Annotated in this window: 16 protein-coding genes and 1 tRNA gene; 8 read left to right on the top strand and 9 right to left on the bottom strand. The window is 61.1% G+C overall.

Going from position 1 to position 18,519, the window contains the following annotated elements; translation table 11 throughout:
• Positions 1–127: 127 nt before the first annotated feature.
• The 5 genes from ACLIKD_RS02595 (at position 128) to ACLIKD_RS02575 (ending at position 6,136) form a co-directional block, all read left to right on the top strand.
• On the top strand, positions 128–1,504 hold the full coding sequence (locus tag ACLIKD_RS02595; RefSeq protein ID WP_428827049.1) for a sigma 54-interacting transcriptional regulator: 1,377 nt from the start codon (positions 128–130) through the stop codon (positions 1,502–1,504).
• 372 nt (positions 1,505–1,876) lie between these two features.
• Positions 1,877–2,152 (top strand): hypothetical protein, encoded by a 276-nt coding sequence (locus ACLIKD_RS02590; protein ID WP_428827048.1) that lies wholly within the window; start codon positions 1,877–1,879, stop codon positions 2,150–2,152.
• A 132-nt stretch (positions 2,153–2,284) separates the two neighbouring features.
• Positions 2,285–4,561 carry a diguanylate cyclase gene (locus ACLIKD_RS02585; protein ID WP_428827047.1) on the top strand — a complete coding sequence of 759 codons (2,277 nt, stop codon included), beginning with the start codon at positions 2,285–2,287 and terminating at the stop codon, positions 4,559–4,561.
• Positions 4,562–4,836: 275 nt separating this feature from the next.
• Positions 4,837–5,631, top strand: a complete 795-nt coding sequence (locus ACLIKD_RS02580) for a gamma-glutamyl-gamma-aminobutyrate hydrolase family protein (protein WP_428827046.1) — start codon at positions 4,837–4,839, stop codon at positions 5,629–5,631.
• A 160-nt stretch (positions 5,632–5,791) separates the two neighbouring features.
• Positions 5,792–6,136, top strand: a complete 345-nt coding sequence (locus tag ACLIKD_RS02575; RefSeq protein WP_428827045.1) for an amine oxidase — start codon at positions 5,792–5,794, stop codon at positions 6,134–6,136.
• A gap of 104 nt (positions 6,137–6,240) precedes the next feature.
• Here the strand turns inward: ACLIKD_RS02575 and ACLIKD_RS02570 are convergent, their stop codons facing one another.
• From ACLIKD_RS02570 to ACLIKD_RS02545, 6 genes are all read right to left on the bottom strand, one after another.
• Positions 6,241–6,621, bottom strand: coding sequence for a hypothetical protein (locus tag ACLIKD_RS02570; RefSeq protein ID WP_226472535.1), 381 nt, complete (start codon positions 6,619–6,621; stop codon positions 6,241–6,243).
• Positions 6,622–6,934: 313 nt separating this feature from the next.
• The gene (gene glyA, locus ACLIKD_RS02565; protein ID WP_428827044.1) at positions 6,935–8,200 is read right to left on the bottom strand and encodes a serine hydroxymethyltransferase; all 1,266 of its coding nucleotides are present in this window, start codon (positions 8,198–8,200) and stop codon (positions 6,935–6,937) included.
• The gene (locus tag ACLIKD_RS02560) at positions 8,182–9,402 is read right to left on the bottom strand and encodes an aspartate aminotransferase family protein (protein WP_428827043.1); all 1,221 of its coding nucleotides are present in this window, start codon (positions 9,400–9,402) and stop codon (positions 8,182–8,184) included. Before ACLIKD_RS02560 ends, glyA begins: the two co-directional genes overlap by 19 nt.
• A 129-nt stretch (positions 9,403–9,531) precedes the next feature.
• Complete coding sequence (locus ACLIKD_RS02555) at positions 9,532–10,251, bottom strand: glutamine amidotransferase (RefSeq protein WP_428827042.1); 720 nt, start codon at positions 10,249–10,251, stop codon at positions 9,532–9,534.
• Positions 10,251–11,096: a YggS family pyridoxal phosphate-dependent enzyme gene (locus ACLIKD_RS02550; protein WP_428827041.1), complete on the bottom strand. Its 846-nt coding sequence runs from the start codon at positions 11,094–11,096 to the stop codon at positions 10,251–10,253. The genes ACLIKD_RS02555 and ACLIKD_RS02550 overlap by 1 nt, the downstream gene beginning before the upstream one ends.
• Positions 11,096–12,346 (bottom strand): benzoate/H(+) symporter BenE family transporter, encoded by a 1,251-nt coding sequence (locus tag ACLIKD_RS02545; RefSeq protein WP_428827040.1) that lies wholly within the window; start codon positions 12,344–12,346, stop codon positions 11,096–11,098. Before ACLIKD_RS02545 ends, ACLIKD_RS02550 begins: the two co-directional genes overlap by 1 nt.
• Before the next feature lie 216 nt (positions 12,347–12,562).
• Between ACLIKD_RS02545 and ACLIKD_RS02540 the strand changes: the two genes are divergently transcribed.
• On the top strand, positions 12,563–14,104 hold the full coding sequence (locus tag ACLIKD_RS02540; RefSeq protein WP_428827039.1) for a PLP-dependent aminotransferase family protein: 1,542 nt from the start codon (positions 12,563–12,565) through the stop codon (positions 14,102–14,104).
• A 55-nt stretch (positions 14,105–14,159) separates the two neighbouring features.
• Here ACLIKD_RS02540 and ACLIKD_RS02535 read toward each other — a convergent pair.
• A tRNA-Met gene (locus ACLIKD_RS02535) sits at positions 14,160–14,235 on the bottom strand.
• Between the two features lie 64 nt (positions 14,236–14,299).
• Positions 14,300–14,920, bottom strand: coding sequence for a ParA family protein (locus ACLIKD_RS02530; RefSeq protein WP_226418717.1), 621 nt, complete (start codon positions 14,918–14,920; stop codon positions 14,300–14,302).
• Between the two features lie 95 nt (positions 14,921–15,015).
• On the opposite strand from ACLIKD_RS02530, the gene ACLIKD_RS02525 reads away from it, so the two are divergent.
• Together ACLIKD_RS02525 and pgm are read left to right on the top strand one after the other, a co-directional pair.
• Positions 15,016–15,810 (top strand): IclR family transcriptional regulator, encoded by a 795-nt coding sequence (locus ACLIKD_RS02525; protein ID WP_226418716.1) that lies wholly within the window; start codon positions 15,016–15,018, stop codon positions 15,808–15,810.
• Between the two features lie 98 nt (positions 15,811–15,908).
• A complete protein-coding gene (gene pgm, locus ACLIKD_RS02520; RefSeq protein WP_428827038.1) occupies positions 15,909–17,543 on the top strand; it encodes a phosphoglucomutase (alpha-D-glucose-1,6-bisphosphate-dependent) in 1,635 nt (544 codons plus the stop codon).
• A 271-nt stretch (positions 17,544–17,814) separates the two neighbouring features.
• Here pgm and ACLIKD_RS02515 read toward each other — a convergent pair whose 3' ends face one another.
• Positions 17,815–18,351, bottom strand: a complete 537-nt coding sequence (locus tag ACLIKD_RS02515; protein ID WP_226418714.1) for a phasin family protein — start codon at positions 18,349–18,351, stop codon at positions 17,815–17,817.
• Between the last annotated feature and the right edge of the window lie 168 nt (positions 18,352–18,519).

Here is an 18,519-nt window from a genome sequence, read left to right as displayed (position 1 = left end):
GCAACCGCTAGGATTTTCCGCAAGGAAATAGCACATTCGACTGCAGAGAGTGCGGCCGGGGGATCATCGCGAATCGATGATCAATGACGATCAAGAATAATGGCATCGGGTAGGACGGGGAAATGCAATGAAACAACGGAATGTGCTCGCGCTCGACCCGCATGGCAATTCATGCGACGAGTTGAGCCAGGTCTGTGCCGAAGACCAGGTATTCCACTGCGTTGCATCGGTCGCGGCAGCAAAAAAAATCCTGTCCGAAAATTCATGCAGTGTTGGCCTGGTCGTTTTCGATTCGCCAGCGGTCCTCAACCAGGACGAAATCGAACGAATGATTGCCTGCGCACCGACCACTGAATGGATTGCCGTCGTTTCAACCAAGGCCCTCAATTCCAAGGCATTTCAGGCCTTCATCCTGAATGCCTTTCACGACTATCACACGCTGCCCATCGACCCGCGACGCCTCGCGATGAGCATCGGCCACGCCTGCGGCAAAGCCCGTATGCGCCTCGCCCTCGCTGAAGGAAACGAGAACTCCGGCCGGTTCGGTCTCTGCGGCGCCAGTCCGGTGATGGTCAGTTTCTTCAGCCAGATGGAGAAAATACTCGACGCGGATTTGCCGGTCCTCATCAATGGCGAATCGGGCACCGGCAAGGAACTGGTGGCACGCGCCATTCACGATTATTCGGCCCGTTCGGCAAAACCCTTCGTTGTGGTCAATTGCGGGGCCATCCCCAGCCAGTTGATCCAGTCCGAGTTGTTCGGCCATGAAAAAGGTGCCTTCACCGGCGCCACGCAACGCACGACAGGGAAAATCGAGGCGGCCGACGGTGGAGTTCTGTTTCTCGACGAAATCGGCGATCTGCCGCTGAGCCTCCAGACCAATCTGCTGCGTGTCTTGCAGGAGCGCACCATCACGCGGGTCGGCGGAAGTCAGAGCATTGCCGTCGATTTTCGACTGGTTGCCGCGACCCACGTCGATTTGCAGGAAGCCATCCGGCTCGGACGCTTTCGCGAAGACCTCTACTACCGTCTCAATGTCATCCAGTTGCAATTGCCACCGTTGCGCGAGCGGCGTGGCGACGTCCGTCTGCTCGCCGAAAACGTGCTCAGGAACTACACTGCCAGCAACCCGAAATGTCAGGTCAGCGCCTTCAGTTCCGTGGCGATTCGGGCAATGAACACCTACGACTGGCCGGGCAATGTGCGCGAACTGATCAACCGGGTGCATCGTGCGATCATCATGAGCGATAGCCGCCTGGTCAGCGCCACGGACCTCGGACTGGAAACCCTCGCCCTGGATCCCCCCAGCGTCACCCTCGAGGCTGCCCGCGCCTCGTTTGAGCGGGACATCGTCGAATCGAGCCTGCGTTCCAACGACAACAACGTCACCAAGGCCGCCCAGCAGCTCGGCGTTTCCCGGGTAACGCTTTACCGGATCATGAGCCGGCTCAATATAGCGACCGGCGCCGAAAAGGCCGCCTGGAAGCTGGATGCCGGCGCGTGACGAGGCATTCCTGACGATTTGCCGTAAGTTTGGCTGCGGCCGGCGGAGTACGCCAAGCGTCACCCGAATGTCAGATGTCCCTGCCCTGTCAGGCAATGCCTACACAGATTGATCTCATTCCCGACATGGCAAGCAGGTTCAACTGATATGACATTTTTTTCCACTGGCTAGACTCTGGTTTCCTAACCCAAGGTAATAAATTGTTGCTTTGGCGGTTTGCGGAAAAACTGGCGGCACAGACCAGAAGCACCCGGTTTTTGGCAAAAACAGGACCGGCGCGCCCCAACCTCAATAGAGAACATCAAGCATCAATCGAGAACCGGCTGGCCGCCAGACGATACAAAGGCCAGCCATCTGGAGGAGACATCAAGAATGTTCGACGAGAAAAGCAATATTCATTCAAAAGAAACCCACGATCAGTTTGTTCGGCGAGCCAGTGCGGTATTTCCGCCGGAGCGCGCCAGGTCCTGGTCGCGCATCGAGCGCGCCGTGTTCAATCACCTGATGAGTCGATTGATACACAACCGCGGCTACGCCTCGATCACCGACCAGATGCTCATCCAATCGCGCGCCGACATGGAAAAGATGCTCGGACGCTGCAATGCCACCACCGACCGGACGAACAGCGCGAACATGTCCCACCAATAGTCGGCAAGCCACCGAAAAAATGTCAAACAATTGAACTCAGGGTGCAAAAAGCCGACCAATCCGGATACATCTGATCGCCAACTGTCGGTACCAATAGCTGCCGGACGCCAGCCCCCACCATGAGGAAGTGCCATGTCATCCACATTTCCACATGCCCTCAGGCAGAACCGCATTCTCGCTGCGCTGCCAACGGCTGAATACGAGCGGCTGGACGACAATCTGGAGCAGGTCGACCTCGCGCTAGGCCAGGTTCTCTACGAGGCCGGTGATACGCCGGAGTTCGTCTACTTTCCGACGACCAGCATCGTTTCCCTGATTTTTGCGACGGAAGATGGCTCGACCGCCGAGCTGGCCATGACCGGCAACGACGGCCTGGTCGGTATCCCACTGGTCCTCGGCGGAACCAGCACAACCCACCAAATGGTGGTGCAGAGCGCCGGCCAGGCCTATCGGCTGCGGGCCGAGCTGATGACGCGCGAACTCGCTGAGTGCAGCCACTTGCAGCGTCTCTGCCTGCACTATGCCCAGGCTCTGATGACCCAGATGGCGCAGAGCGTCGTCTGCAATCGACACCATACCGTGGAACAACAGTTGTGCCGCTGGCTACTGGTGAGCTTTGACCAACAGCCGGGCAATCAGCTCAATATGACGCAGGAACTGATTGCCAACATGTTGGGGGTCCGGCGCGAGGCCGTCACCGAGGCCGCCGTAAAATTGCAAGCGGCCGGGCTCATCCAGTATCGACGCGGCCATATCTCAATCACCGATCGCCCGGGACTGGAAGCCAGGGCTTGCGAGTGTTACCGCATTGTCCGTTCGGAATATACCCGGTTGTTCCGCCTGCTCCCGGCCGGCCAGGATGGACGCACCGAAGCCGACTCCCCTTTGTCTGGCCAGTCAGCCCTTCCGGAGCCCGACAAATTGCTGCGTCAGCTTCAGGCTCATCAGCTTGAACTGGAAAAGCAGAACCGGGACCTGCAAATCGCCTGTGCCGAAGCCGAAGCACAGCGCAGCCGATACGCCGACATCTACGACTTTGCACCGGTCAGCCATTTCACCCTGGATCCGACGGGGGGCATCCGCGAGCTGAATCTTGCCGGCGCCATCCTGCTTGGCATCAAGCGCTCCGAGCAAAAGCGGCAGCACTTCCCGGCCCACGTGAAACCTGCCTACCAGCCTGCCTTCACCGAGTTTGTCGACGAAGTGCTGAGCACGAACCAGAAAAAGACGTGTGAAATGGTCCTCGTCAAAACGGCTCAGCGCCCCGAAATCAAGGTCAGGATAGAAGCAGTGCCCGACGAAAACGGGCGCGAGTGCCGAATGGTAGTCATTGACCAATCGCTTGAAACCATCGCCGAAAAGCACCTGCGCAAGCGCGAACGTTATCAGCGCACCCTGCTCGACAATTCGCCGTTCATGGCCTGGCTGACCGATGAGCAAGGTCGGTTTCTGGCGGTGAACAAGCCATTCGCCGCCAATTTCGGCTGGCCTTCGACGGAAGCCCTGCTTGGCAAGACCATGCTCGAAGTTGCCAGCGCTGAATGGGCCGAGCCGGCATGGCGGGATGACCGCTTGGCCGGAAAGAGTGGCAAAAGGATAGACGCCCTTGCGCCGCTTGAAAGCGGCGGCAAAAAACTTTGGTTCGCTACCTGCGGGTCAGCCGTCACCCTCGATGACAAGCGCCGCGCGACCGTCGGTTATGCCCGGGATGTCACCGAACAGAATGTGACCCAGCGCCAGGCACAGGAAGAGCCACTGCACAGCCAGGCCACCGCCGACTCACTGAGCGAACTGGCCAACCGGCGCTATTTCCTGCTTCGTCAGGAAGAGGCGCTTTCCCGGCTGAAACGCGGCATCGACCGCGAGATTGGCGTACTGATGCTTGATCTCGACCACTTCAAGGAAATCAACGACAGATTCGGCCCGGAAGCTGGGGATGCGGTAATCAGAAGCTTTTCAAGACTGCTCGGCAGCGAGTTGCGCCAGATCGATATCGCCGGGCGGCTGGGCGGCGAGGAGTTCGCCATTTTGCTACCGGAGGCAGACCTCGCGGCCGCCGCGACCTTCGCCGAGCGACTGCGCCAAAAAGTGGCCAAGACATCGATCATGGTCGACCAACGGCCCATTTCGCTGACGGTCAGTATTGGCATTGCCGTGATGCAGGCCGATGACACGCGGTCCAATCAAGTATTGCAACGTGCCGACGAAGCCCTCCATCGGGCCAAGGCCCTGGGCCGCAACCGGATAGAACTGAGCAAGGCGCAGGCTATAGAGGATGATGAGTTGCCGACCGAGCTTTCCGACGACCAATTCCATCAATGGGCCGACGACCCGGTCCACGGCGCATCGCGCAAGATCTATCAGGCGCGGCGATATCGGCTCGAGCGCCGCCACTACCCAGCGCCGTGAATACGCCAGGGCCGCCAACCGTCACTGGCCGGCCATATAACAACGAACGGGCAACGAACAAACGGATACGCGCTGTTGCAATCCGTTACTTGAGATACCGGCCGGCTAGCCGTATCTTGCACTCATGCGCTGAACCCCAACAGCCTAGGCGGCCACCTCTCCCCCTCCCTGAATCGGCCGTCTTGAAAGCCCCGCTCCCCCCTAGCGGGGCTTTCTCCTTTTCACGCTACCATTCAGGCCTCTGCCACTGAACAGCATCAGACCGTACAGTCACCATGAGTCCTCGCCCCTTGCGCATTGGCCTGTCGGCCAACATTTACCACCCCCTGCCCGGCGCCACCGGACTGCATTCGAAATCGCTGCAATACCTCGAACAGTCCCTGGCCCATTGGGTGATGTCACACCAGGCGACGGTTTTCATCATTCCGTCGGTCGGGGTCGATGGCAGCGATTTCCGCGACCGTATTCGTCTCTCCGATTATTCCGACTACCTGGATGGTCTGGTGTTGCAGGGCGGCGCCGACATCAGCCCGGAATGCTACGGCGAGGAGCCACGACGCCCCGACTGGTCTGGCGATTACCTGCACGACACCTACCAGATGGCGCTGCTCAACGCGTTCATGGCGATCGGCAAGCCGGTCCTCGGCATCTGCCGCGGCGCCCAGCTAATTAACGTGGCGCTTGGCGGCTCCCTGTACCAGGACATTGAAACGCAGTGCGACCATCCGGGCCCGCATGTTCACGCCGCCTTTGACAAGTTTGCCCATGCCGTCGAATGGAACAAGGACAGCCGTTTGGCCAGGCTCTATCCGGAACAGAGCGGCGGCCGGGTGGTTTCCGTCCATCACCAGGCAATCCGGGTTCTCGGCAAAGGCCTGAGCATCGAGGCGCAAAGCGCCGGCGACGGCGTGATCGAGGCCATCCGGCTGGAGGGCAGTTCCTACGTGCTCGGACTGCAATGGCACCCGGAGTTTCACCAAACCCGCTGCCCGCTTCTGCTCGATTGCAATCCAATCCTGCTCGACTTTCTCGATGCGGCCCGCGATTTTGCCGGCGGGCATCGAGCCTGATGTCGAGAATTGGAAACAATTCGGTCACCAAGCGATACACGGCATTACATGTGAACTGACATCCCCTGGGTAAGCCCTTGCGTTATTCGCTACAAGGCGCTGCAAATAGTTGTCAGCACCGAAGACCGAACAAACAACCTACCCATTCAGGAGATTCAAAATGCAAGTTTCCAAAATTATTGTCGCTCTGACCGTTGCCGCCGGTTTCGCTTCTGCCTCCTTCGCCCAGGGCATTGCAGCGCCGGCCCCGCAAGCCGCACCGACCGCCAAGCTGGCTGCACCGGCCCCGGCCGCCAGCGAGAAAAAGGTAGAAGTGGCAAAGGCTGCCGAACCGGCCAAGAGCGAAGTGACCAAGAGCGAAGCCCCGAAGGCCGAGGCCGCCAAGCCGGTCGAGAAGCATGCGAAAGCCAAGGCAAAGAGCCACAAAACTGAAAAGCACGAGGCCGCCGCTGAAGTGAAGACGGAAGCCAAGCCGGCCGCAACCCCGGCGCCGGCCACGAAGTAAGCGCCTCGCACCAGCCGGTCAGGCTGCTCCGGCCAAGATGGTCGGCGGCTTTTCCGGATAGGCAAAAGCAGAACGGAAAGGGCCGGCATTCGCCGGCCCTTTCTTCATGTCGGTCGGCACTCGTTCACCAGCGGCTTGTTGGTTTTTCCATCGAGCAACAAGCTCTTCCAGGGCAAGTCAATCCACACCAGGCCGCTGGCGGCGTCGGCGAAACGGGGCAGGCCGGAGTACGAGGGATCGCGCTCGAGGCGGTGGCTGTTGCCGTTCCAGTCGATATCGATCCGGCTATTCACCCCGGCAAGAAGTTCGCGCCGGACCTGGATGCGCACATTCTGCTCGCAGCGGTAGGTGCCGCTGGCCAGCGCCAGTTCAAGCTGGCCAGTACGGGACGACGACGGTGTTTTGGATTCGCCGTTGGGCACCGTTCCGCAGGCTGACAAGGCCAGGGAAGAGGCGACGATCACCGGCCACAAATAATGGGTCATTCGGATAAGCCCTCGGTAAAGGAGTTTTCCGCATTGTAGACCGAGGATGGGCACTCGACCGAAGGCCACTCTCGTGGACAAAATATGTCGCAGCACATTTCCCGCCCAAAAACAAAAATGGACCAATGCCGCCAAGCAGTTGATCGTTCGTTGATGCTATTGGTTGGAGGGGCAGGACTTGGCATTAAATTTACGTGTCCTATACCGATTTCCATTCAGACGCTCCCGATAGGCCGTATTGAAAAACACTGCCAGCCCACCACGCCGCGTCATATCGGCCTCGGCCTGGCCACGCCTCACCAGATCAACCGGCTTATCGATACACCGGATGGCGACGGCACAAAGCCACCACCTGTTCCCGAACTCCGCATATCACCCGACTACTGGTTCCGGCCTCCAACGCATCCAGCACATCGCACAAACAAGCCGCCAACCGCTCGCATTCGGGCACGCCGAAACCACGGGTTGTGATGGCCGGAGTGCCGATGCGCAGCCCAGAGGTGACGAAGGGCGAGCGCCGATCGTTGGGTACCGAATTCTTGTTGGCGGTAATGCAGGCGTCGCTCAGGGCGGCATCCGCATCCTTGCCGGTGTAGGGCTTGTCGGAGAGATCGATCAGCATCATGTGGTTGTCGGTCCCCCCGGAAACGATCTTGTAGCCACGCTGCTGGAGCACGGCGGCCATGGCACGCGCATTGATCACCACCTGCCGCTGGTAGCTCTTGAATTCGGGCGCCAGTGCCTCCTTGAAGGCAAGCGCCTTGGCAGCGATGACGTGCATCAGCGGACCGCCCTGGACACCGGGGAAGACCGCTGAGTTGAGCTGCTTGTGGAATTCTTCGCCTTGGCCCTTGGACAGGATGATGCCGCCACGTGGCCCACGCAGCGTCTTGTGGGTGGTGCTGGTCACCACATGGGCATGCGGCAACGGATTCGGATACTCGCCGGCCGCCACCAGGCCAGCGACGTGGGCCATGTCCACCCAAAAGATGGCCCCCACCTTGTCAGCGATGGCGCGCATGCGCGCCCAGTCCTTGCGCCGGGAGTAGGCGGAGAAACCGCCGATGAGCATTTTGGGCCGGGTCTCCAGCGCGATGCGCTCCATCTCGTCGTAGTCTATCAAGCCGGTCTCGGGGTCGAGGCCATAGGGAACAATCCGGTAGTGCCGGCCGGAGAAGTTGGACGGATTGCCATGGGTCAGATGGCCTCCCTGGGCCAGGTTCATTCCCATCACGGTGTCGCCGGGCTTGACCAGCGCCAGGAAGACTGCGGCATTGGCCTGAGCCCCGGCATGTGGCTGGACATTGGCGTAGTCGCAGTCGAACAGCCTCTTGACCCGCTCAATCGCCAGGCGCTCGGCAACATCAACATACTCGCAGCCGCTGTAGTAGCGTTTGCCCGGATAGCCCTCGGCATACTTGTTGGTAAAGACCGAGTTCTGGATCGACATGATCAGCGGGCTGACATAATTCTCGGAGGCGATCAGCTCGGCGTGGTCTTCCTGGCGGCGCTCTTCATTCTGGACAGCCTCAGACAGCTCGGCGTCGAATTCGGCAAGGTTCACTGAAGTGGCGTACATGATGATGTGGTCCTGTGGTTTAGCTGAGTTGGAGACAAAAGACGCGCCACCCGCGCCACGATGTCGTCGATCTGCGCTTCGCTGCACACCAGCGGCGGCAGTAGTCGGATGGTGGTCTCGCGGGTCACGGTGATTAACAGCTGCTGTTCGTTCAAGGCGCGCCCAACCAACTCCCCGCAGCGCCGATCCAGCTCGATTCCGGCCATCAGGCCCAGACCGCGGACGGCAAGCACGTTGGGATGGCCGCTCAGCGCATCCTGAAGACCGGCCAGCAGTCGGCGGCCCAATGTGGCAGCACGGGCCGGGATAGCGTCGCTCTCCATGACGTCAAGCACGGTGCAGCCGACCCGGCAGGCCAGCGGATTACCGCCAAAGGTTGACCCGTGGCGGCCGGGCGAAAACAGTTCGGCCGCCGGTCCGCGTGCCAGACAGGCACCGATGGGAAAGCCATTGCCCAGCCCCTTTGCCAGGGTGATGACGTCCGGCATCACGCCGGCATGCTGGTAGCCGAACCAGGTGCCGGTACGCCCCATGCCGGTCTGCACTTCGTCGATCATCAACAGCCAGTCGAACTGGTCGCAGAGCATCCGCAGCTCGCGCAAATAGTCGGCTGAGGCGACCCGCACGCCGCCTTCGCCCTGCACCGGCTCGACCAACACGGCGACGATGCCGGGCGTCTGCTCGGCAGCCTGGCGGACCGCCGCCATGTTGTCGTAGGGCACCCGCAGGAAACCCGGCATCAGCGGCTCAAAACCGCGCTGCACGGCCGGATTGCCGGTGGCGGCGAGCGTCGCCAGAGTGCGTCCGTGGAAGCTGTTTTCCATCACCAGCACCTGGGGCTGCGCCACCTGTTTGCGGTTGCCATGCAGGCGTGCCAGTTTGAGCGCGGTTTCGTTGGCCTCCGCGCCTGAATTGCAGAAGAAAGCTCTTTGCATACCGGACAGCGAACACAGCCGCTCGCCCAAGCGTTCCTGCCAGGCGATGCCGAACATATTGGAGGTGTGCAGGAGCAGCCCGGCCTGTTCGGCAATGGCGGCGGCAATCTCGGGATGGGCATGGCCAAGATTGGTCACCGCCACGCCGGCGATGGCATCGAGGTACTCGATACCTTGGGCGTCCCACAGACGTGCGCCGCGTCCGCGAACAAAGGAAACCGGCTGGCGGGCATAGGCCTGCATCAGGTGGGATGGGGAATGGGGCATGGGTGTGTGTATCCTCAAGAGGGGTTGATACCGGGGGCGATGGCTAGCCGCAGCTCAGGGCGTTCAGCCAGAGTCATATCGGTCCAGCGAGCGAGAACGGCGGCAGCGCGGCAGCGAGACGCGGCGCTATCACGACCGACTCCCTGGCGATATCGTGTCGAGTCCATCGAGCCAACGGCTGAACACCGCACGGGCCGCTGAGGACAAGCTGGTGCCCAGGTGCCGCGCCTCGGCCCGCAAGTTGGGCGGATCGATACCCACTTGGGCCAGTTCGCTGGCATGGCCGACCAGCCAATGCTCGATTTGCCGCGTGTCCGCCTCGAGATGAAATTGCAAACCGAGCACCTGGCTGCCTCGCGCAAATGCTTGGTTGACGCCGATCGCCGTACCGGCCAGCCGGACGGCGCCAGGCGGGATATCGAACTGATCGCCGTGCCAGTGCATAACCGGGGTATCGCCCAGCGCGGCCAGCGGGGAGCTCTCGCCTTCCGGGGTCAGCGCCAGTCGGCCAAAACCGATTTCCTTGACGCCCAAGGCATAAACCCTGGCCCCCAGCGCCCGGGCGATCAGTTGTGCCCCCAAGCAGATACCCAGCAGGGGGCGCCGGCTCGCCAGGCGACGGCAGACCAGTGCCAGTTCGTCCCTGAGAAAGGGATAGGCATCGTCATCGAAGGCACCGATGGGTCCGCCCAGCACTACCAACAGATCGGCGGCCTGCACATCCAGGGCGGCCAGATCGTCCTGCGTGGCATCGACATACTGCACGTCGTAGCCACGCGCTTTGAGCAGCGGCTCGAGCGTGCCGAGGTCTTCAAAATGGAGGTGGCGGATGGCAATGGCGGTTTTCATCAAGGGGACTCCCGGGTATTGGTTTCGCTGGGCCAGAAATGGCTGTTCGGTAAAACGCGGGCGCCGTAGATGGCCTGGCCGACGCGCACCACGGTGGCTCCTTCCTCTATGGCAATCTCGAAATCGCCAGACATGCCCATCGACAGTTCGTCCAGGCAGGTACCGACGGGGGCGCTTTGGCGCAGCTGATCACGCAGGGTGCGCAGGCGGATGAAGCACTGGCGTACCCGTTCGGCCTCGGCGGAGAGCAACGCCAGCGTCATCAGCCCGCGCACACGCAGCGCCGGAAAACTCGGTAGCGCCTGCAGGAAGGCCGGTACGTCAGCAGGCGGCAAACCGTATTTGCTGGCTTCACCGGAGGTATTGACTTGCACGAACACATCCAGCGAGCGCCCCTCGATCTGCAGGCGGCGTTCCAGCGCCTCGGCGACGCGCAAGCTGTCGAGTGCCTGGAACTCAGCGGCAAAGCGTGCGACCAACTTGGCCTTGTTGGTTTGCAAGTGCCCGATCACCGACCAGCGGAGGTCAATCAAGTCGGCCATCGCTTGCCACTTGCGATGGGCTTCCTGGACCTTGTTTTCTCCGAGCAACCGACAGCCGGCGGCATAAGAGAGGCGGATTTGCCCTTCGTCCACGGTCTTGCTTACCGGCAACAAACGCACGCTGGCAGGGTCGCGCTTGACGCGCCGGCAAGCGGCGTCGATACGCGCCTGGACGGCGGCCAGGTTGCGCCGGAAGTCTTCGAGCGAGGAAGGCCTGGGATAGCGGCCAAGCTCGTCTTGGCGGGGCGGCGTGCCGGATGGTGAAACCGGCCGTGTTTCGCCATCGTCGGATCTTTTTCGCATCAGTTGGCCGCCCCTTTGTTGATCGCCGGTGCGCAGAGGGCGTTGATGGCTCCCCTGGGTGCCCGCGGCAAACTGCCATTGAGCACGGCGTAAGCGACGAGGCCGATCAGCAGCCCCCAGAACGCTCCACCAATACCGAACAGCTTGATGTTGGCAGCGGCCGCCAGGAAAGTGATCAGGGCTGCTTCGCGGGATTTCGGGTCAGCCATGGCGCTGGCCAGGCTGCCGCCGATCGTGCCCAAGAGGGCGAGGCCGGCCAGCGTGCTGATGAAGGTCGCCGGGAAGGCCATGAAGACCGCGACGAGCGTCACGCCAAAGACGCCGACGAGGATGTAGAAGATGCCTGCCGCGATGCCGGCGACCCAGCGCTTGGCCGGGTCTTCGTACGCCTCCTTGCCGGTGCAGATAGCCGCCGTGATCGCGGCGATGTTGAAGGCGTGAGAGCCGAACGGCGCCATCAGCAGCGAGCCCAGCCCGGTGACGGTGACGATCGGATTGGCGCTGGTCCTGAACCCGTCGTTGCGCAGCACCAGCATGCCGGGCATGTATTGCCCGCTTAAGGTTATCAGGAACAGCGGCAACGCCACGCTGAGCAAGGCGTTGAGCGAAAACACCGGCATCGTGAAGAGCGGAGCGGCAAGCTGCAATTGCAGGCCCGACAGATCGATGCGCCCCTGGATGAGGAGAAATGCCAGGCCCAGTAACAGAATGCCCACCACGGCGTAGCGTGCGCTGAACCGCTTGAGCACGACATAGGCGACGATGAGCAAACCCGCCAGTAGCGGTTCGATATTCACCCCGCCGAAAGCACCTATACCAAACTGCAACAGAATCCCCGCCAGCAGCCCGGCGGCCACTCCGGGGGGAATCAGGCGGATGAGCTTCTCGAAGTAGCCCGACGCGCCCAAGACCACGAAGGCGGCGGCCGAAATCAGGTAGGCGCCCACCGCCTCGGCATAGGGCGTGGCGGCCAGCGCGGTGACCAGGAAGGCCGCCGCCGGCGTGGACCAGGCCGTGATGATCGGCTCGCGCGTAATCCAGCTGAGAAAAAGCCCCGTCACCCCGACGCCAATCGAAATCGACCAGATCCATGAAGCCGTCAGCTCCGGGCCAAGGCCTGCCACTTTGGCGGCTTGAAAAACCAGGATGAAGGTACCGCCGTAGTTGACGATGACCGAGATGAGGCCGGCCATGATCGGGTGGGTGAGATCGCGAAGGTGAATGGATGGCGGAGAGATTGAAGTAGACATGACTTGATGATTCCCTCTGAAGGACGAACTGCCGAGCAGCGAAAGTCGTTTTATACCGCCGTAATGGACTGCCTAGCTATGACACTTTGCTTGAATCTGGCAGACCACTTTTGATTGACGCCCTGACCATGCATTGCTCTGAGCCGGCTGACACGAAAAGCAACGCCCGGTTTCGCCAGCCACGAATGCTGCAAATGGGTGGAGCCCGGAGTTAAAATGGTCTGCAATTTGATTCAAATATCAACAACAAAAACAGACCACATGAAGAGTGCATTTGAGCTTGAAACGCTGAAAATTCGGTTGAATGACGCCGACCTTCAGCGCTTGGATCTGCACCAACGTATCCAGCGTGCCTTGCGCGCCCTGATACTCGATGGTGCACTGGGACCGGGCGTCAAGCTACCTGCCACACGTGCGCTCGCCAAATCGCTGGGGGTTGCCCGCGACACCGTCGAGAACGCCTATGTGCAACTGCAGCGCGATGGCTTCGTCATCCGACGGAAAGGCTCTGGTAGTTATGTGCCAGAGACGATGGGCACCGAGCTACGCGGTGTCGAGCGTCGGCGCCTGAGGCTTCGAGAACCAAACCACAAAGTGACCGAGCCGGGGGCCGGCCTGAGCCGGCGCGGCCGGATGATCCTCGACAGCGGCGGAGTGTTCGATCAGAAGGTCAGCCGAGCCTTTGCCACGGGCTTGCCGGAAACCCGCACCTTTCCCACCGATGTCTGGGAGCGCCTGCAGCGCCAGGCATTGAAAGACTTTCGCGGCCAGGTGCTTCTGCACGGTGACCCTCAAGGAGCCGAGCCACTGCGCGAGGAGATTGCCGCCTACTTGAATCTCGAACGTGGCGCCAAGGTTTCCGCCGAACAGATATTGGTGCTGAGCAGCACCAGGCAAGCGTTGTTCCTGTGCGCCCAGTTACTCGTCGATGCCGGCAAGCCGATCATGCTGGAGAACCCCGGCTACTTTGGGGCAAAGAAGGCATTTGAATCCGCCGAGGCCAAGGTCGTCCCCATCGACGTTGATGGGCAAGGCATACGCACGGACCTGCTACGGGCGGATCGCAGCGGCGCCAATTGCGTCTACGTGACGCCTTCGCACCAATATCCCACCGGAGCCACCCTGTCGCTGGAACGCAGACTTGACTTGATCAACTGGGCGGCTGAAACCGGCAAGTGGATTCTCGAAGACGACTACGACAGCGAATTCCATTACGACGGCCTGCCAACGGCATGTGTTCAAGGCTTGGACAAATACCAAAGAACGCTCTACGTCGGCACCTTCGGCAAGACACTCTATCCAGGCCTGCGTATGGGATACATGGCGCTACCCCATCAGCTCGTAAGCGCATTTACCAGCGCACGAAGCATCCTCGATGGGCACACGCCGCAGATTCTCCAATTGACGTTGGCGCGCTTCATGGATGATGGGCACTACAGCTCTCATGTTCGAGCCATGCGCAAGCTATACGCCTGTCGCCGGGAGGTAATGCTGAAAGCCATCGACCGCTATCTTGGCGGGATAGTCACTCCGCTGCGCCCAGCCGGCGGCATGCAGATACCGTGTTTTTTGAAGCAGGGATGGTCAGAAGCGAAAACCATTCGGCAAGCAGCCGACGTAGGTGTGCAATTGGCCGGATTGAGTCGGTTATATCTGGGGCCGGAAAAACAGTTCGGCTGGTTGCTGGGCTACGCATCCTTAACGGATCATGAAATTGAAACCGCCATGCAACGCCTCGCGAGTGCCATAACGAAATAGCTGCGCAGCCTGAAAAGCAAAAGGGCCTAGCAATTTGCTAAGCCCTTGATATGCTTGGTTGCGGGGGCAGGACTTGAACCTGCGACCTTCGGGTTATGAGCCCGACGAGCTGCCAACTGCTCCACCCCGCGTCCGTCAGAGGGGCGGATTATCCGGACCTGGCCCTGGCCTGTCAAGAACAATCGGCGAAAACAGCTATTCGGTTTCCAGCCACTCGGTAAGCGATGCCCATTGCTCGACATCGCGTCGGTGTTTGGCGCGCGGCGGATCGAACACGGTTGCCCCGGCGGCGGCGACATTGACGTAGTTCTGGGTGTTGCGAAGGTAGGCAACAATCGGAATGTCGAAGTGCGTCAGGAACTCCTCGAGCATGCCGGCCGCCTTGGTCCGCGGATCGACGCGCATGGCGACGATGCCCACCTTGGTGCGCTGGCCGCGAATTTCATTGCGGATCGAATTGAGAAAATCCTCGGTGGCCGCCATGTCGAACACCGAGGGCACCAGGGGAATCACGACCTTGTCGACGCTGCGCAAATAATCGCTCAGCTTGTAGCCTTGCAGCCCGGCCGGCGCATCGACGACCACCCAGTCGGCCTCCCTGGGCAAATTCAGGCCAAGCTGGTTGCCGGCAAAGTAGCCGGTGACCGGCGGCAGAGCCTGATCGCGAAAGGCCATCCAGCGAATTGCCGACTGCTGGCGATCGAGATCGCACAAGGTGGTTTTCTTGCCTTGATTGGCAAAATAACCGGACAAATTTGTTGCCAGCGTCGTCTTGCCCGCCCCGCCTTTTGGATTCGCCACTAGGACTGCACGCATACCACCTCCCTATATATTTGCTGCCGCATTATATTCGGCGCGCTCAACCGCGTCATAGATGCATAGAATGTCGGCTTTCATTCGCACTGTTCATCATGGTTACCAAAGTCGCAAGTGATCGGCAAGGCATTCAGTCCATCGAAGTCGGTTTTCGTCTGTTGCATGTCCTGGCCACAACCAACCGCCCGATGATGTTGCGCGACATCGCCAAAGGCGCCGCCATGCCGGCCGCCAAGGCGCATCGCTACATGGTCAGCTTCATGCGGATCGGCATCGTCGAACAGGATGCCGGCAGCGGCCGCTATGATCTTGGCGCCTACGCGCTGGAACTCGGGCTGTCCGGGTTGGGACGACTCGATCCGGTACGCCTGTCCGGTCCGATCCTCGAAGCGCTGTGCGAAGAAATTCAGGAAACGGTTGCCCTGGCTGTCTGGGGAACGCACGGTGCAACCATCGTGCGGATCGTCGACTCCGGATCCCCGGTAACCATCACGCTGCGCCCGGGAACTGTACTATCCCTGAGCAACTCCGCCACCGGGCGGGCCTTCTCGGCCTTTTTCCGCTCGCCGTTCCTGAAGAAGATGCTTGACGAAGAGCTGCGCCAAACGGCCGAGTCCAGCCAGACAGCGGTAACGACGGTGCGCCGCCAACTGGAAAAAACCCTGACCGAAATCCGCGAACAGGGCATTTCACGCGCCACCGGCAGCCTCACCCCGGGCATCAACGGCTTCAGCGCCCCCGTCTACGACCATACCGGAAGCATGGTGGCGGCGATAACCGCGCTCGGCTCGATGGGCGAGTTCGATGCGGAATGGGATGGCCCGCTTGCCAAAGCGATGCGTTCCGCCGCCCTGGACTTGTCGCACCGCCTGGGCTTCAACAAGGTTTGACGGCCGGCGAACAGCCCTCATCCATTGTTTGAACCCTGACGCCGCGAGGGTTGCGCAGTAACATTGCAGCTGCAATTTTCGCGACTCAGGGAGCAACAATGACGCATCCTCTGGCCGGCCAACGGCCCCCCGCCGATTTTCTGATCGACGTCCCGGCGCTGCTGGCCGCTTACCGCCAGGTCCCGAACCTTGCCGACCCCGGTCAACGGGTGACTTTCGGCACCAGCGGACACCGCGGCAGCGCGCTGAACGGCAGCTTCAACGAGGCGCACATCCTGGCGATTACCCAGGCGGTATGCGACTACCGCGCCCGGCAGGGCATCCGCGGCCCGCTGTTCCTCGGCAAGGACACCCATGCCCTGTCAGCGCCGGCCCAGTGCAGCGCGCTTGAAGTACTGGCCGCCAATGGCGTGCAGACCCGCTGGCAGGCCGACGATGGCTTTACGCCGACCCCGGTGATCTCCCGGGCGATTCTCGTCCACAACGCCAGCCAGCCCGGCGACATTGCCGACGGGATCGTCATCACGCCGTCCCACAACCCGCCGCGCGACGGCGGCATCAAGTACAACCCGCCGAATGGCGGCCCGGCCGACACCGACGTCACCGGCTGGATCGAGCACCGAGCCAACGCCTTGATGGCGGACGGCAACCGCGACGTAAAGCGGCTGCCCTATGCCGAAGCAGTGGCCGCCGGCCACAGCATCCGCGAAGATTTCGTGACGCCCTATGTCGAAGACCTGGGTAAGGTCATCGACATGGAGGCGATCCGCCGGGCCGGCCTGAAAATCGGCGTCGATCCGCTGGGCGGCGCAGCCGTCGCCTACTGGGAGCCGATTGCCGAGCGCTACGGGCTGGATATCGAAATCGTCAATCCGCAGGTCGACCCGACCTTTGCCTTCATGACGCTCGACCACGACGGCAAAATCCGCATGGACTGCTCCAGCCCCTACGCCATGGCCGGCCTGGTCAGTCTCAAGGATCAGTTCGATATCGCCTGGGGCAACGATGCCGACGTCGATCGGCACGGTATCGTCACCCCATCGACCGGCTTGCTCAACCCCAATCATTACCTCGCCGTGGCCATTCATTATTTGCTCGGCCACCGCCCCGAGTGGTCGGCCCGCGCGGCGGTCGGCAAGACGCTGGTGTCGAGCGGCCTGATCGACCGGGTGGTAGCAAGCCTCGGCCGTCGCATGCTGGAAGTGCCGGTCGGTTTCAAATGGTTTGCCGGCGGCCTGCTCGACGGCAGTCTTTGTTTTGGCGGCGAGGAAAGCGCCGGCGCCAGCTTCCTGCGGCGCGACGGCACGACCTGGACGACCGACAAGGATGGCATCATCCTCGGCCTGCTCGCGGCGGAAATCACCGCCGTCTGCGGCAAGGATCCCGGACGCTACTACCAGGATCTGGCCGCCCGGCACGGTACACCGTACTACGTGCGCATCGATGCGCCGGCTAGCAGCGCGCAGAAAGCAGCCTTCAAGCGACTGACTGGCGAGCGCATCACCACGCCAACCCTTGCCGGCGATCCCATCGTCGCAAAACTGACCCGCGCCCCGGGCAACGATGCCCCGATCGGCGGCCTCAAGGTAAGCACGGCCAACGGCTGGTTCGCCGCGCGTCCTTCCGGCACCGAGGATATCTACAAACTCTACGCCGAAAGCTTCGTCAGCACCGAGCACCTGCAAACGATCGTCAGCGAAGCGCAGCACATGCTGGATAGCGCCCTGTCTTGAAGCCAGCGGACTGCGGCGCAAAAAAAAGCCCGCACTAGGCGGGCTTAAATCCATTTCTTGGAGGAGATGGAGGAGACAGATTCAGTATGCCCGAAACGATTGTGCACCGCAACAATTATTCTGTTTCAGATACACGATCTTTGCCAAATGTTGGTTTTGCACCACGCGTCAGTCGATCCGCTTGATGCGTAGCCTCAAATCAGCGGCCCCGGAAAGCAAAAAGCCCCGCGCAACAGGCGGGGCCTTGCTTCGGCCTGCGGCCGAAAAATACTTACTTGCTCTTCTTGGTCGCGGCAGTCGCGGCCTTGGTCGCCGCAGCAACATTGGCCTGGGCGGCGTCAGAGAATTGCTTGGCGGTGCTGCTCATGTTGCCGAAGGCCGAATTGGCCGCAGCAATTGCGCTACGAATGGCCGTCACAGCACCTTCGGAACCGGCCGGGGCGGACTTGGCAGCTTGCTCGAACAGGCCGGCAACGGTCTTCTGAAAACCGCCGAACTGGGCTTCGACCATCTTGGCCAGTTCCTGTTGAGTCTGCGCCGAAATTTCATAGACGGAACGCGTGTAATCGACAGCTTTTTCAACTGCCGGCTTGGCCAGGGCTGACTGGGCGGCCAGCGCTTCCTTCGGATCCTTGGCGCTCATCACGGCCTTGACGCCGGAAACGGAATCTTCCAGAGCGGCACGGGCGGTGTTCAGGCTCAGAGCGGCGATACGCTCGGCGGATGCCAGTGCGGTATTGGCAACAGACAACAGTGAATCAACGGTAGCTTTGTTGGCAGCGGCGAATTGTTCGGTATTGATGGACATGTCAGTCTCCGGAAAGGTGTATCGGCAAGTTGTGTGCGGAGCCGAGTATAACCGAACCATTTACAAAATGGTGCACCGCAACAATTTTGTTTTGATGCGATTGCCGACGCGGTTTTCCGGTCGATCTGCGTATTTTTCTGCCGAAAGAAAGTTGGATGGTCGGGGCGT

This window comes from Azonexus sp. IMCC34842 (assembly GCF_050368855.1).
Taxonomy (GTDB): Bacteria; Pseudomonadota; Gammaproteobacteria; order Burkholderiales; family Rhodocyclaceae; genus Azonexus; species Azonexus denitrificans_A.
The sequence above is the reverse complement of the archived record's forward strand: the minus strand, read 5'-3'. Positions and strand labels throughout refer to the sequence as shown.